The sequence below is a fragment of the Thalassococcus sp. S3 genome (genome assembly GCF_004216475.1).
Classification (GTDB): domain Bacteria; phylum Pseudomonadota; class Alphaproteobacteria; order Rhodobacterales; family Rhodobacteraceae.
Genome location: NZ_CP022303.1, coordinates 2,471,968 through 2,486,585, shown reverse-complemented (window position 1 = coordinate 2,486,585; position 14,618 = coordinate 2,471,968). Strand labels below are relative to the sequence as shown.

Sequence of the window (14,618 nt, the reverse complement as noted above, 5' to 3'; positions counted from 1 at the left end):
TCAACAAACGACAGGGAGAGAAGATGGCGGATGTTCCGGCCCGGCAGGGGCCTCTCACCGATTTGCGCGTGATCGAGATGGGCCAGCTTCTGGCCGGGCCCTTCTGCGGACAGATGCTGGCCGATTTCGGGGCCGAGGTCATCAAATGCGAACAGCCCGGCGCGGGTGATCCGATGCGCCAGTGGGGGCGGGAGAAGCCGCATGGCAAATCGCTCTGGTGGCCGGTCGTGGCACGGAACAAGAAGTCGGTGACCCTGAACCTGCGCACGCCCGAGGGTCAGGAGATGGTGCGCGAACTGGTCAAAAGCGCCGACATCCTGATCGAGAACTTCCGCCCCGGCACGATGGAGCGCTGGAACCTCGGCTATGAAGAATTGTCGAAGATCAATCCGCGCATTGTCATGGTCCGCGTCACTGGGTTTGGCCAGACCGGACCCTATTCGTCCCGCGCGGGCTACGGTGCGATTGGCGAGGCGATGGGGGGCTTGCGCTATGTCGTGGGCGATCCGTCGACCCAGCCCAGCCGCATGGGCATTTCCATCGGGGATGAATTGGCTGCCATGCATGCATTCCAGGGCGCGCTGATGGCGATCCATGCGCGCGAGCGCACGGGGCGTGGGCAGGTCGTGGACAGTGCCATCTATGAGGCCGTGCTGAACATGATGGAAAGCCTTGTCACCGAATATGACGTAGCAGGCTATGTGCGCGAGCGGACAGGGGCGATCCTGCCCAATGTCTCGCCATCCAACGTCTTCGACACAGCCGACGGCAAGCTGCTTTTGATCGCGGCCAATCAGGACACCGTCTTCAAGCGTCTGGCCGAGGCGATGGGCCGCCCGGACCTTGCCGAGGACGACCGTTATGCCACCCATTCCGCCCGCGGGCGGCATCAGGCGGAGCTGGACGGCCTGATCAATGACTGGACCAAGACGATCCCGCTCGCCGAGCTGGAGCAGAAGATGAACGACCACGGCGTGCCCTGCGGCCTGATCTACAAGGCCGAGGACATGATGGCCGACCCGCATTTCCAGGCCCGCGAGGCGCTGGTGGAGGTCAACCATCCCGATTTCGGCAAGATGAAGATGCAGAACGTGGCTCCCAAGCTGAGCGAGACGCCGGGGGCCGTGCGCCATGTCGGCCCGGAACTGGGCCAGCACAACGATTATGTGTTCGGCGAATTGCTGGGCCTGAGCGGGGATGCTCAGGCTGATCTGCGCGAGAAGGGGATCATCTGACGTGATGGTCAAGCGGCGGGCGGATGACGGGTTGCACTTCCTGACGGTCGACGAGGCCGCCGAGGTGCTGGGCCAGTCCCGCCTACGCGTGCGCGAAGCCGTGGCGCGCGGCCTCTTGGAGAGCCGCCGCGACAATGAAGGCCGGCTGCGCGTGGATATCCCCGACGCACCGCGCCTGATCTCGGAAGTGGGCGCGCCTGCCAAGGCGGACCTGGCGCCGGACGCGGTGGTGAGCTTTCTTTTCGACGAGGTCGAGGAACTGGAGGCCACGCTGTCGGCCAAGGACGTGCAGATCGCACGATTGTCGGGCCTTGTCGAAGGACAGGGCGCCGCTCTGGAGCAGGCGGAGGCTGCGCTGACCGCGTCCGAGGGCAGCGCCGGGCGATTGGCTGAGGTTCTGGATCGGGCTTTGGCGCATCTCGAAGACGACACGATTGTCATCGGGCGGCTTCAGGATGTCTCTGGCCGGGCGCTGGATCATCTGGAACATGTGAGCGCCGAGCTGGACCAGAGCCTCGCTCAGACCGCCCGGTTCGAGGAGCTGCTGGCCAGGGCCGTAGCCTTGGCTGAAACACGCGAAGACGGGCGTCTTGGTGAAGCGGCGGATCGGGCCTTTGCCCTTCTGGAAGACGCCGTCGCCTGCGCCGAGGCGGCGCAGGCGGCTGAGGCCAAAGGTGCCGACATGCTGGGCCGCGCGCTTGAAGCAGGCGAGCGCATGCAAGTCGAGATCAAAGCGCGCGAGGCGCGTATCGCCGAACAGCAAGAGACCATCGAGACCACGCTTTCGATGTCTGAACGTGCGGTGGCCGTGGCGGCCTTGGCTGCCAAACAACCGCAGAAAAAGGGATTTCTCCGGCGCCTGCTGGGGATCTGAGACGAGGAGAGGGATGGCAATGTCGGTCACCGATGATCTGATTCGGAAATACGAAGAGCGGCTGGCCGCCTTCGAGGAACGCCTGCGTCGGATGGAGGGCGGCAGCCCCGCGCCGCTGCGCAATGCCGGCACCGGCCTTCGGCTGGGCGTCGATGTGGGGGGCACCTTCACCGACCTGCTGCTGCTGGACGAACGCAACGGGCGAACCTACACCGCCAAGGTCCCGTCGACCCCCGCCGACAGCTCCATCGGCGTGCTCAACGGCATCGAGAAGATCTGCCGCACCGCCGGCATCGCGCCCACCGACATCACCGAGGTGATGCATGGCACCACCGTGGCCACCAACACTGTGCTGACCTCATCGGGCGCACTTGTCGGGCTGGTCACGACCAAGGGCTACCGCGACACGCTGCAAATCGCGCGCTCCTTCGTGCCGGGTGGTTTGGGCGGCTGGGTGATCTGGAACAAATCCGACCCGCTGGCGCCCTTGGAATACACGATCGAGGCTGACGAGCGCATGGACGCCAAGGGCGAGATCCTCGTCCCGCTTGATGAAAAGGCCATCCGCAAGGATCTGGAAAAGCTGCTAAAATCCGGGATTGAAGCGCTGACCATCGCCCTTTTCAACGCCTATACGAACGATGCCCATGAGGCCCGCATCGCCGAGATCGCGCAAGAGATCGCACCGAACATTCCGGTCAGCACCTCCGCGAGCGTGATGCCGGAAATGTACGAATATGAGCGCACGGAAACCACCGTGGTGAACTCCTATGTCCGGCCCGTCGTATCGAAATATGTCGACAACCTGCAAGGCGAGTTGAAACGGCGCATGGGGTCCGACGTGATGCTGCAGATCTTGCGTTCCGATGGCGGTCTGTCTTCGGCACAGGCGGCAATGGACCAGCCGGTGAACCTGCTGATGTCCGGGCCTGCGGGTGGCGTGTCGGGCGCGCTCTGGATCGCGAAGCAATCGGGTTTTCAGAACCTTCTGACCTTCGACATGGGCGGCACCTCGACCGACGTGGCGCTGATCGAGGGCGGCGTCGCGCGCACGCGGCGCGAGACACGCGTCGCCGATGTCACCGTCCGTGCGCCGTCCATCGACGTGCGCACGGTGGGCGCGGGTGGCGGCTCCATCGCTTACGTGCCTGAGCTGACGAAAGCCCTTCGTGTTGGTCCTCAATCTGCTGGCGCCGATCCCGGGCCTGCCGCTTACGAGAAAGGCGGGGAGGCGCCTACCGTCACAGACGCCAATGTCGTGCTGGGCTATCTGCCTTCCGACGCCAAGCTGGGCGGCGACATGGATATCTCCCGCGATCTAGCCGCCAAGGCGGTGGCGACCATCGCCGAACCTCTTGGCCTGTCCATCGAGGACGCGGCCGAGGGCGTGATCCGCATCGTGAACGAAAACATGGTCGGCGCGCTGCGGCTCGTGTCGGTCGAGCAGGGCTATGACCCGCGCGACTTTGCCCTTATCGGCTTTGGCGGCGCCGGCCCGCTCCACGCCAACGCTCTGGCGAAACTGGTGAATTCCTGGCCCGCCATCGTGCCCCCCGGGCCGGGCGTGCTCTGTGCCTATGGCGATGCCACCACGCGCCTGCGCAACGAAGCGAGTCAAACATATGTGACCCGTGTCGCCGAAACATCCGATAGCGAAATCAAGAAGATGCTGGAGGATCTTCATGCTCAGGCCGCCCGCGATCTGACCGCCGAAGGTGTCGCCGAACACGAACAGGACGTGCTCTACCAGATCGACATCCGCTATCACGGCCAGGGCATGAAGCTGACCATCGACAGCACGCCGGAGGCCTTCTCAATCTCCGCCGTGACAGCCAGATTCGATGCCGAGCACGAGCAGCTTTTCACCTTCGCGCTCGACGCCGAGCACGAGATCGTGGGCCTGCGTGCCGTCGTGCAGGGCGCCGAAAAGCAGTTCATCAATGCCGAGACCAAACGTGGCGGCCCTGATGCTTCCGCCGCCCGCATACAGCCAACCCGCCTCTATGCCGATGGCGCCTGGCGCGAGGGCTACATCTACGACCGTGCCAAGCTGGCCCCCGGCAATCGTATCGAAGGGCCGGCCATCGTGACCGAGATGGACAGCACCTCCGTCATCCTGCCGGATCACGTGGGCGTGATCGACGACGTCGGAAACATCCTCATCTGGCCTGCCGATCATCCGGAGGCGCGGTCATGAAGCGCGCCTTTCATTCCCAGAACACCCGGTACATGGGAGGCCCATCCTGATGGTCGCTCAAATCATCCAATCCAACGCCACACCCTTTTCCCGTGTCGAGGTCGACCCGATCACCCTCGACATCGTCGAAAACGCCCTGCGCAACGCCCGCAACGAGATGGATGCCGTGCTCTTCCGCACCGCCATGTCCCCGGGCATCCGCGAACAGCATGACGCTTTTCCTCTGATCGCCAATGAGGAGGGCAAGATGGTCGTGGGCCAGTTCGGCTCCTTCCTCTATGGCTTCATGCAGGGCTATGACGGCACGATCGAAGACGGCGACATCTTCATCACCAACGACCCCTATAGCTGCAATGGTGCTGTCAGCCATCTCAATGACTGGCTTCTGATGATGCCCATCTTCCACGACGGGCGCCTCGTCAGCTGGGCCGCCATGTTCGGCCATATGACCGATGTGGGCGGCAAGGTCCCCGGCTCTCTGCCCACCGACGCCAAGATGATCTATGAGGAAGGGTTGATCGTGCCCCCCACCAAGATCTACCGGGGCGGTGCACTGCAGGACGAGCTTCTCAACATCATGCTCGCCAACACCCGCATGCCGGAATGGAACAAGTCCGACTTTTTCGCCATCATCGCCGCCCTGCGCCTGGCTGAGCGCCGCGTGCGGGAAAATATCGAACGCTTCGGCACCGACGCCTACATCTCCGCCATGCAGGACATGCTCGACCGCAATAAGGCGGCGATGGGCGCGATCATCCAGATGATCATCCCTGAGGGCGCGCAGAAAGCCTATTTCGAGGACTGGATCGACGATGACGGCATGGGCAACGGCCCCTACAAGATCGCCTGCACGCTGCACCGTGAAGGGGAGGTCGCGCATTTCGACTTCTCCGGCAGCGATCCGCAAAGCCTCAGTTCGATCAACTTCCTCCTCAACGAGGAGATGTTCAAGATGTTCTTCGGCGCCTTCACCATCAACCTTTTCGATCCGCAGATCCTCTTCAATGACGGCTTTTACGATCTGGTCGAGGTCCACATCCCCGAAGGCTGCATTCTGAAACCGAAGAAACCCGCCGCCCTCAGCTGCCGGACCCACATGCTGGGCCGCATCTTTGATCTGATGGGCGGGCTCCTGGGGCAGGGCGCGCCGGATGCTTTGAACGCCGCCGGCTTCTCCGACAGCCCGCATTTCATGTATTCGGGCTTTGACGGCAACGGCGAATGGTATCAGCTCTTCCAGATCGGCTTTGGCGGCGTCCCGGGACGTCCCGCAGGTGACGGCCCTGACGGCCATTCCATGTGGCCCGCCTTCACCAATGTGCCCAACGAGTTTCTGGAGGCCTATTTCCCCCTCCGCATCCGCCAATACGCGACGATCCCCGACAGCGGCGGCGCGGGCCTCCATCGCGGCGGCAACGGCATCACCATCGGCTACGAGATGCTGGAAGCGGGCGAGATCTCCATCCACGATGACCGCTGGCTGACCTCCCCCTGGGGTGTGAACGGTGGGGAGCCGGGCATGCGCTCCACCAAACGCCTCGTCCGCACGGATGGCAGCGAAGAGAACATCCCATCCAAATGTGACCGCATCCAGGTCCAGCCGGGCGATATGCTTTACTTCAACACCTGGGGCGGCGGCGGCTGGGGCGATCCGCTCACCCGCGACCCCGCTCTGGTTCTGCGCGACGTGAACCGAGGGCTCGTCACCAAGGACGGCGCCCGACGCTACGGCGTGGTGATCGCCAAAGGCGCCGTCGATACCAAAGCCACTGACAAGCTTCGCGCTGACATGGCCAAATCGCGTGGCGAGACCAAGCTCTTCGACCGTGGCTTCACGTCTATCGACGAGCTTAAATCCCGCTGCCTGAAAGAAACCGGCTTTGAACCCCCGATCGCCCCGGTCTTCCGCGGCGCCTATGCCAGAGCCGCCGAATGATCTTCATCTTGCCAGGTAAACTCCGGGGGGGCGCCGCAGGCGCGGGGGGCTGGCCCCCCTCCAGAGGGGGTCACCATGTCTGATCGTCTCGATCAAAACTATGCACGTGCGGGCTATCACGCGGCGCAAAGCTGGGGCACTCGCCCGGCATTGATGCTGATCGACTTCGCCAAAGCCTATTTCGACCCGGGCGCACCTCTCTACGGGGGAGAGGGCTGCCAGATCGCCCTCGACAATGCCGCGCGTCTCGCGCCCGCTGCGCGCGACGTCGGCATCCCGGTCATCCACACCGAGGTCAAATACCAGCCCGGCGGCGCCGATGGCGGCGCCTTCTACGCCAAGGTCCCCGCGCTCTCCTGCTTCGACGCCGGTGCAGAGACGCAGGAGCTTGCCCCACCACTCACGCTCGAACCCTCTGATATTCTTATCACCAAACAATATCCCAGTGCCTTCTTTGGCACGTCTTTGGCCGCGACCTTGCACTGGCTCAAGGTCGACACGCTGCTTCTGGCCGGTGTCACCACCTCCGGCTGCGTGCGGGCCACCTGTATCGACAGCATCTCCCACGGTTTCGTCACGCTCGTCGTCGAAGATGCCGTGGGCGACCGCGCCGAGGGGCCGCATCATGCCAATCTCTACGATATGAGCGCCAAATATGCCGATTTGCTCAGCACGGACGCGGCAATCAATTACATAAAAAACATCAACTCGGAGGTGTAACCCTATGAAATCTCTTATCGCTTCAGCCCTCGCGTTGACGGTTCTCGCCAGCCCTGCGCTGGCGGACATGGACGCCGCGAAGGCCCTGATCGCCAAGCACAGCCAACTGCCCGACTTCACCGCACCCGGCCCCGCCTTTGATGCGCAATCCTGCATGGCCGACAAGAAAATGTTCGTCATCCCGCTCACCAACGCCAACCCGTTCAACGCCGCGATCAGCCAGGGTTTTGTCGACGCGGCCGAGATCGTTGGCTTCGAGCTGCGCGATTGGGAGACGCAGATGGACCCCGCCGGCTGGATCCAGGGCATTAGCACCGCGGTCGCCGAAGGGTACGATCTGATCGATTTGCAGGGCGGGCTGCCGCCCGAATTCCTCGTCCCCCAGATCACCGAGGCGCGCGCGGCGGGGGTGAAGGTCACTGCCACGCACAATTGGGACGCCACGACCCAGGAGGTTCCCGACTTCATGGATGGTGCCGCCAATACCGATTACGTCACTGTGGGCAACATCATCGCCGCTTGGGCCATGGTCCAGACCGAAGGCCAGGTGAACGCACTGGTTCTGGGCCCGGACGAGATCACACCGACTGCTCCGCTGCGCGATGCGATCATCGGCTATCTGGAAGACAACTGCCCCGACTGCACTACAAAATACATCAATGTGCCCGTGACCGACTGGGCCACACAAGGCCAGCCCGCCGTCCAGAACGCACTGCTCGCTGATCCCACGATCAACTACGTGCTGCCGGTCTACGATTCGATGAGCCAGTTCATCGTGCCCGCCATCCAGATCGCGGGCTCCAGCGCCAAGATCGTCAGCTATAACGGCACGCCTTTCGTGCTCGACATGATGCGTGAGGACGACATCGTGGAGATGAATGTGGGCGAAAGCCTCGGCTGGGTCGGCATGGCCGGGACGGATGCCAATATGCGGCTCCTGTGCGGCATGGATCCGGTGGGCACACTGAATACGCCGGCCTTCATCTTCACGGACGAGAATGTTGCGACAGCCGGCAATCCCGCCACCTTCAATGATGGCTATGGCGACGTGCATATCGCGGGCTTCAAGGCGCTTTGGGGGCTCGAATAACCCATGTCCGATCCGGCGCTCAGCATAGACAACCTTTCCAAGCGCTTCGGCGGGGCGGTGGCGCTTGACGGCGTGTCGCTCTGCGTCGCGCGCGGAGAGGTGCATGGCTTGCTGGGTTCCAACGGGTCGGGAAAATCCACGCTCATCAAGGTATTGGCGGGTTTTCATGACCCCGAACCGGGGGCGGAAGTACGGCTCTATGGTCGCAAACTGCCGCTGCCCGTGCCGGGCCATGTCGCGCGCGAGATGGGGCTAGCCTTTGTCCACCAGCATCTGGGGCTGATCCCGTCGCTTTCGGTGACCGAAAACCTGTTTCTGGGGGATTTGGCCACGGGATCCGACTGGGCCATCAACTGGACCCGCGCGCATGGCAAGGCGGCGGAGATTTTCGGTCGCTTCGGTCTCTCCCTCAATCCGCGTGCGGAAGTGGCCAGCCTCTCGCCTGTCGAACAGGCGCTTTTGGCCATCGTGCGCGCCTATGAAGAGCTGCGGCAGGCCAGCGCCGATCACGCGGACCGGCCCGGCGTTCTGGTTCTGGACGAACCCACGCCGTTCCTGCCGCGCAGCGGAGTGGAGCAGCTGTTTCGCCTTGTCCGGCAATGCACCGATCTCGGAGCCAGCGTGATCTTCGTGAGCCACGATGTGGACGAGGTACGTGAGATCACCGACCGCGCCACGATCCTCCGCGACGGGCATCTGATCGACACCGTGGTAACGGCCCAGACCTCGCACGAGGCCTTCGTCGAACGCATCATTGGCCGCAACCTTCAGGATTATGGCGGGCAGGGCAAGACGCTCGCAGCGCCCCGCAAGGTGGCGGTGCGGGGCCTGGCCGCGGATGGCGTCGGCCCGCTGGATTTCGAGATCGGCAAGGGAGAGATCCTGGGCCTGACCGGTCTGATCGGGTCGGGTTTCGACCATGTCCCCGCTTTGCTTTACGGCGCGCGGGGCGGTGTCAGCGGTCGGCTTGAGATCGATGGGCGGGGCATCCCGCTCGGCTTGCTCACACCTGAAGAGGCCATGAGCAAGCGCATCGCCTATCTGCCCGCCGACCGTTTGGGGGCCGCCGGCGTCGGCTCCCTGCCGGTAGCGGACAATGTCTCGATGCCGGTCTATGAGCGCCTGAAAAGGGGGTTGGGGCTGACCGATACCCATGTTGTCGGTCACGCCTACGGGCTGGGGGCAGAGGCAGGGGTGAAGCCGAATGTGCCGGTGCTGCCGCTTGCAGCCCTTTCGGGCGGAAACGCACAAAAAGCGTTGATGGCCAAGTGGTTGCAGATCGAACCTGATTTGCTCTTGCTCGATGAGCCGACGCAGGGCGTCGATGTGGGTGCGCGTCAGCAGATCTGGGATGCGCTCGACCGCGCGGCGGCGTCCGGAACCAGCATCCTGATCGGCTCGACCGATTACGATCAGCTTGCGCAGCTCTGTCACCGGGTCCTGATCTTCGGGCGCGGTCAGATCGTGGCAGAGCTGACGGGCGCCGCGCTCAGCAAGGATACGATTGCCGAACATTGCTATGGCGCGCTGCGCGAGACGGCGTGAGGGACAAGATGACGCCAGACGCCTACGAAGACCGCATCGCAGCACTTGAAGCCAAGATCCAGAGCCTCGAGGCCACGGTGGAAACCCGAGCGGTCGAGGCCGATACCTTTACCTGGAAAGGCTGGCTGGAACGATATGGCCTGATCCTCGCATGGATCGCGATCATTCTGATCCTTGGGTTTTTCAAACCCGCCCAGATGTTTGCGTGGAATTCCTATGCCTCGATGCTCGGCTCGAACGCGATGGTCGTGGTGCTGACGCTGGCGCTGATCATTCCGCTGACCACCGGGGATTTCGATCTGAGCGTGGCTGCGACGATGGGACTGAGTTCGATGATCATCGCGGTGCTGAACGTGCAGATGGGCTATCCCATCGGCGGAGCCATTCTGATTGCGCTCATGGCCGGCGCCGTGGTCGGCGCGGTGAATGCGTTTTTCATTCTCTATTTCGGGGTCTTTTCGCTGATCGTGACTTTGGGTACCGGCTATTTCATCTCGGGCCTGATCCTGTGGCTGTCCAACAGCGGCACCATCGCGGGCGTGTCGATGGATCTGGTGCGCGCGGTGATCCTGACCCGTGTGCTGGGTATTCCCATCGGCTTTTACTACGCGCTGATCCTGACAGGCGTGCTTTGGTACGTATTCCAGCACACCGCCCTTGGCCGTCGGATGCTCTTTGTCGGACGCGGGCGGGAAGTGGCGCGGCTCTCGGGCGTGAATGTGGTGAAGGTGCGGGCGGGGGCGCTGATCGCATCCTCGGTCCTCGCGGCCTTTGCGGGTGTGCTCTACACCGGCATGCGTGGGGCGGCCGATCCGTCCTCGGCGCTGGCCTTTCTACTCCCGGCCTTTGCAGCGGCGTTTCTGGGATCGACGGCGATCTATCCGGGTCGGTTCAATGCGATTGGGGCGTTTGTGGCGGTGTACTTTCTTTCGACGGGGATCATGGGGCTGAACTTTCTGGGCGTCGACAGCTTCGTGCAGAACCTCTTTTACGGGGGCGGATTGGTGGTGGCGGTGGCGATCAGCCAGTTGATCCGGGGGCGGAGGCCGATGGATGGGTAAGCGACATTTGGGGGCCAGCCCCCGTCCGCCAGAGGCGGCCTCCCCCGGGATATTTTTGACCCAAAGAAGCAAGGGGTACGGGTAAGATGCCGGACGCGCTGGGGTGGAGATGCAAGTTTGCGGTGGTGGCACCAAGCACGAACACCATCGTGCAGCCGGATATGGAGGCGTTCCGGCCCGAAGGCGTGACCAACCATTTCGGGCGCATCTACGTGCCGAATATGCCGGTGCATAATGACGATGATTTCGTGGCTTTGGTGGAGGCCATCGGCGCGACGCTGAACGACGCGGTAGAGCGGTGCATGACCTGCGCGCCGGATTACCTGATCATGGGCATGTCGGCCCTGATGTTCTGGGACGGGCGCGCGGCATCCGAGCGGCGGATGGAAGAACTGGCGGATTTTGCGGGCGTGCGTGTCTCGGCAGGCTCCTTTGCTTGCGAGGCGGCGCTGAACCTCACAGGGGCGAAAAGGATCGCGGTGATCTCGCCCTATCAGCCGGTGTCGGACCGGGAGGTGACCCGGTTCTTCCAGGATTGCGGGTTCGAGGTGCGGAAGTTCCACGGTCTGCGCTGCGACAGCCCCGTGGCTATTGCGCAGGTGCAGCCGGAGACGCTGGGTGGGCATCTGCGGGCGCTGGACGATGACAGTATCGACGCCTGGGTACAGGTGGGCACCAACCTGTCGATGGTCGCCCTGGGTCGTGAGGTGGAGGCGGAGCTGGGCAAGCCGGTGATCACGATTAACTCCGCCACCTATTGGCACGCGCTGAGGGCCATGGGGATTGACGATCAATTCGACGGCCACGGCTGGCTTTTCAAGGATCACTGATGGAGCGTGTCGCCCTCATAACCGGCGGCAGTCGCGGGATCGGGCTCAGCTTTGCCGAGGCTTTGCTGGGCGCGGGATACCGGGTGACGATTACAGGCGCGCGGGACCGGGCGCAGTTGCAGGAAGCGGCCGAGCGGCTGGGGCAGGCGGGCCGGGTCCTGCCGGTTCTGGCCGATGCCGGGCGCGCGGAGGATGCAGAGCGGGCCGTTGCCAAGACGCTGGAGCGGTTCGGGCGGCTCGACGTGCTGATCAACAATGCCGGACGCGGGCCAAGGGAAGTGTCGGAAACGTTTCACCAGACCCCTCCGAAATTCTGGGAGACGGCCCCGGAGGCCTGGGCCGAGATCGTGCAGTCGAACGTGAACGGCCCCTTCCTGATGGCGCGGGCGGCGGCCCTGCATATGATCGCACAGGGCTGGGGGCGGATCATCGGGATTTCCACCAGCCGGGTGACGATGGTGCGGCAGGGCTTTGCGCCTTACGGGCCGACCAAGGCGGCTTTGGACGCAATGACCCGGATCTTTGCGCAGGATCTGGAGGGGACGGGCGTGACCTGCAACATCCTGCTGCCGGGTGGGGCGACGGATACCGACTTCATCCCCGAGGGCCGCAGCGGGGCCTATCTGAACCTGTTGCCGGTCGATGTGATGAACGAGGCGTTGCTCTGGCTGGTCTCCGACGCAGCCGACGGGATCACGGCGGCGCGGTTCGTGGGGTCCCGGTGGGATCCGCGCGACATCTCTGCCGCGCGGGAAGATATCGGCGACCCGCCCCTGATCCTATGACACGCGCCACCGGCATATCAGGCAGGGTCCACCGCCATCGACTTCTCGACCGCGTCGAGCATCGCGCCCTTGCGCACATAGGCCAGCAGCGCGTCGGGGGTGGCTGCGACCTCCTTCATCCGCGCCAGATGGGCGGCGCGTTTGTCAGGGTCCTTCTCCTCGATCACTTGCTTGTTCTGGTGCGTGTGGGTCAGCACGTATTCTTCGGCAATCGCCCGGCGCTGCTTGGAATAGTGGTCGAGCATCGCATCCGCGTCGGCACCGTCCTGGATCACCCGCACCAGCTTGTGCGCCAGGTTCACCGCGTCGTGGATGCCGCCATTCATGCCCATCCCGCCCAGGGGGTTGTTGATGTGCGCCGCATCGCCGGCGATGGCCGCGCGGCCCACCCGGTAGGTTTCGGCCACGCGCTGATGCACGCGGTAGATGGTGCGGTGCGCGATCGGGTAGGGGCCGTCATGCGGGGCGATGCCCTGCAGCTTGGCCTCGATAAATGCGTCGGACATGACCTCTTCGGCGTCGGCATCCTCGGCCACGGGGATCAGCACGCGCCAGAGATCCTTGGTGCGCAGCAGAACGAACCATTCCTCTGCATCCGCCGTATAGGTGACTGGGGCGAGGTTGGGGATCGTCTCGGCGAAATCAACGGGGGTGGAGGCGACCACCCATTGCTCGGCATAGGTGAAGCCTTCGAACGGGATATCGAGCGCGCGCCGCACCGCGCTGGAGGCGCCATCGGCGCCAATGAGATAGGCGCCGCGTTCGGTGCGCGTCGTGCCATCCTTGGCCGAGAGGGTCAGTGTGACGCCACCCTCGTCCTGTGTGACGGTGGAAGCCGCCCAGCCGAACTGGAGCGTGGCCAGCGGTTCGGCCTCCAACATCTGCGCCGCCACGCGGGTCAGCTTGAACTGTTCGCATTGCAGGCGGAACGGGTAGGCGGTCTGCCCCTCCAGACAGCCCAGATCGAAGGTCGCGGCATCGCCCGTCATCCGGTCGCGCCACTGGTAGGTCGGCGCCTTCAGCCCGTCGGCGACCAGCAGGTCCGCCACCCCAAGTTCGGCCAGCATGTCCAGGGTCGGCGGATGAAAAGTGGAGGCGCGCAGATCCGTCGGCAGCACTTCCTCGGCCTCGAAAATCCGCACCGGAATGCCGGCGCGGGTCAGGATCAGCCCGGCCACCAGACCCGCCGGGCCCATCCCTGCAATCAGAACCGTTTGCTCGTCAGACATATCTTTCACCCTCTTGCGCGATCTCCTTCTATTCTAGCGCGAAGATGGGCTGAGAAAAGATGTAAAATACTGATAATGAAGGAAAAAACACGCGTTTTCGGGTGGCGGGACGCCCTGCGCGACACACAAAAAAAGGGTCCCGGCATGCAACGAAATGGAGTGTAAAATGAAGATGAAACATATGCTGATCGCAGCCGTCGCGGGTGTTGCGATGACAGGAAGCGCGGTGGCGGAGATCGCCGCCTTGGGCTCGACCTCGCGGGGAGGAACCAGCCAGATCGGGCGTGCCTTGGCCGCTGCCGTGTCCGAAGCGTCCGAAGTGCAGTTACGACCGCAGGAACTGGCCAACACGTCCGATTACATGCCGCTGGTGAATGCGGGTGAGCTGGAGTTTGGCATTTCGAACGTGGTGCAGCTTTACTATGCGGTGAACGGCACCGGCATGTCCGAAGGGCGGCCCAATCCGGACCTCAAGATGGTGGCCACGCTGATGCCGTTTCGCACGGGATATATCGTGCGGAAGGATAGCGGCATCGAAAGCCTGTCGGATCTCAAGGGCAAGCGCGCCCCGGTCTTTGCCGAGGGCGCCTTGGGCGATTTCGTCAGCAAGGCGTATTTGGCGACCGAAGGCATGACGCTCGACGATGTGAACGGCGTGCAGGTGCCCAACTTTCCCCGCATGTGGAACAGCTTTTCCGAAGGGTCCACAGATGTGACCATCGTCGTCGTGGGCGCGGCCAACAGCCGGGAATTCGACGCCACGATGGGCATCAAGTACCTGTCGTTCAACGATTCTCCCGAAGCGTTGGCGGCGATGCAGGAATACCTGCCGCAGAGCTATCTGCAAACGCTGGATGCCGATAGCGGCATTCCCGGCATCATGGGGCCCACCAATATTGCGGTCTATGACTACACGCTCTTCGCCGCCGCCTCTACGCCCGACGACATGGTCTACAAGGTGGTCGAGGCGATTTATAACCAGCAGGCCGATCTGGTGGCCAATGGGCCGTTCTGGCGGGGCTTCACCACGGATGTGATGCCCAAGGATGTGGGGGTCGAATATCACCCCGGCGCCATCCAGTTCTACGAAGAAAAAGGCATTTGGAACCAGTAAGC

12 protein-coding genes are annotated in these 14,618 nt (G+C 63.4%); 11 read left to right on the top strand and 1 reads right to left on the bottom strand.

Features of this window, described 5'->3' with window-relative positions:
- Positions 1-23: 23 nt before the first annotated feature.
- The 10 genes from CFI11_RS12305 (at position 24) to CFI11_RS12260 (ending at position 12,273) form a co-directional block, all read left to right on the top strand.
- Positions 24-1,235, top strand: a complete 1,212-nt coding sequence (locus CFI11_RS12305; RefSeq protein ID WP_130406338.1) for a CaiB/BaiF CoA-transferase family protein — start codon at positions 24-26, stop codon at positions 1,233-1,235.
- Position 1,236: 1 nt separating this feature from the next.
- A complete protein-coding gene (locus CFI11_RS12300; protein WP_130406336.1) occupies positions 1,237-2,109 on the top strand; it encodes a hypothetical protein in 873 nt (290 codons plus the stop codon).
- Positions 2,110-2,128: 19 nt separating this feature from the next.
- Entirely contained in the window at positions 2,129-4,306 is a 2,178-nt protein-coding gene (locus tag CFI11_RS12295; protein ID WP_217358690.1) for a hydantoinase/oxoprolinase family protein, read from the top strand.
- A 49-nt stretch (positions 4,307-4,355) separates the two neighbouring features.
- A complete protein-coding gene (locus tag CFI11_RS12290) occupies positions 4,356-6,242 on the top strand; it encodes a hydantoinase B/oxoprolinase family protein (RefSeq protein ID WP_130406334.1) in 1,887 nt (628 codons plus the stop codon).
- A gap of 75 nt (positions 6,243-6,317) precedes the next feature.
- A complete protein-coding gene (locus tag CFI11_RS12285) occupies positions 6,318-6,962 on the top strand; it encodes an isochorismatase family protein (protein WP_130406332.1) in 645 nt (214 codons plus the stop codon).
- Between the two features lie 4 nt (positions 6,963-6,966).
- Complete coding sequence (locus CFI11_RS12280) at positions 6,967-8,052, top strand: sugar ABC transporter substrate-binding protein (RefSeq protein ID WP_130406330.1); 1,086 nt, start codon at positions 6,967-6,969, stop codon at positions 8,050-8,052.
- Positions 8,053-8,055: 3 nt separating this feature from the next.
- Positions 8,056-9,597 (top strand): sugar ABC transporter ATP-binding protein, encoded by a 1,542-nt coding sequence (locus CFI11_RS12275; protein ID WP_130406328.1) that lies wholly within the window; start codon positions 8,056-8,058, stop codon positions 9,595-9,597.
- A gap of 8 nt (positions 9,598-9,605) precedes the next feature.
- Positions 9,606-10,658 carry an ABC transporter permease gene (locus CFI11_RS12270; RefSeq protein ID WP_130406326.1) on the top strand — a complete coding sequence of 351 codons (1,053 nt, stop codon included), beginning with the start codon at positions 9,606-9,608 and terminating at the stop codon, positions 10,656-10,658.
- An 86-nt stretch (positions 10,659-10,744) separates the two neighbouring features.
- A complete protein-coding gene (locus tag CFI11_RS12265) occupies positions 10,745-11,488 on the top strand; it encodes an arylmalonate decarboxylase (RefSeq protein WP_130406324.1) in 744 nt (247 codons plus the stop codon).
- Positions 11,488-12,273 (top strand): SDR family NAD(P)-dependent oxidoreductase, encoded by a 786-nt coding sequence (locus CFI11_RS12260; protein WP_130406322.1) that lies wholly within the window; start codon positions 11,488-11,490, stop codon positions 12,271-12,273. Before CFI11_RS12265 ends, CFI11_RS12260 begins: the two co-directional genes overlap by 1 nt.
- Before the next feature lie 17 nt (positions 12,274-12,290).
- Here CFI11_RS12260 and CFI11_RS12255 read toward each other — a convergent pair whose 3' ends face one another.
- Positions 12,291-13,502 carry an NAD(P)/FAD-dependent oxidoreductase gene (locus CFI11_RS12255; protein WP_130406320.1) on the bottom strand — a complete coding sequence of 404 codons (1,212 nt, stop codon included), beginning with the start codon at positions 13,500-13,502 and terminating at the stop codon, positions 12,291-12,293.
- 166 nt (positions 13,503-13,668) lie between these two features.
- Between CFI11_RS12255 and CFI11_RS12250 the strand changes: the two genes are divergently transcribed.
- Positions 13,669-14,616, top strand: a complete 948-nt coding sequence (locus CFI11_RS12250) for a TAXI family TRAP transporter solute-binding subunit (RefSeq protein ID WP_165390248.1) — start codon at positions 13,669-13,671, stop codon at positions 14,614-14,616.
- The last annotated feature ends 2 nt before the right edge of the window (positions 14,617-14,618 follow it).

What these genes read in the sequence shown, in the direction of transcription:
- CFI11_RS12285 (WP_130406332.1), top strand. Translation starts at nt 6,318, where the DNA reads ATGTCTGATCGTCTCGATCAAAACTATGCACGTGCGGGCTATCACGCG.
- CFI11_RS12270 (WP_130406326.1), top strand. Translation starts at nt 9,606, where the DNA reads ATGACGCCAGACGCCTACGAAGACCGCATCGCAGCACTTGAAGCCAAG.
- CFI11_RS12290 (WP_130406334.1), top strand. Translation starts at nt 4,356, where the DNA reads ATGGTCGCTCAAATCATCCAATCCAACGCCACACCCTTTTCCCGTGTC.
- CFI11_RS12295 (WP_217358690.1), top strand. Translation starts at nt 2,129, where the DNA reads ATGTCGGTCACCGATGATCTGATTCGGAAATACGAAGAGCGGCTGGCC.
- CFI11_RS12275 (WP_130406328.1), top strand. Translation starts at nt 8,056, where the DNA reads ATGTCCGATCCGGCGCTCAGCATAGACAACCTTTCCAAGCGCTTCGGC.
- CFI11_RS12265 (WP_130406324.1), top strand. Translation starts at nt 10,745, where the DNA reads ATGCCGGACGCGCTGGGGTGGAGATGCAAGTTTGCGGTGGTGGCACCA.
- CFI11_RS12255 (WP_130406320.1), bottom strand. Translation starts at nt 13,502, where the DNA reads ATGTCTGACGAGCAAACGGTTCTGATTGCAGGGATGGGCCCGGCGGGT.
- CFI11_RS12260 (WP_130406322.1), top strand. Translation starts at nt 11,488, where the DNA reads ATGGAGCGTGTCGCCCTCATAACCGGCGGCAGTCGCGGGATCGGGCTC.
- CFI11_RS12280 (WP_130406330.1), top strand. Translation starts at nt 6,967, where the DNA reads ATGAAATCTCTTATCGCTTCAGCCCTCGCGTTGACGGTTCTCGCCAGC.
- CFI11_RS12305 (WP_130406338.1), top strand. Translation starts at nt 24, where the DNA reads ATGGCGGATGTTCCGGCCCGGCAGGGGCCTCTCACCGATTTGCGCGTG.
- CFI11_RS12250 (WP_165390248.1), top strand. Translation starts at nt 13,669, where the DNA reads ATGAAGATGAAACATATGCTGATCGCAGCCGTCGCGGGTGTTGCGATG.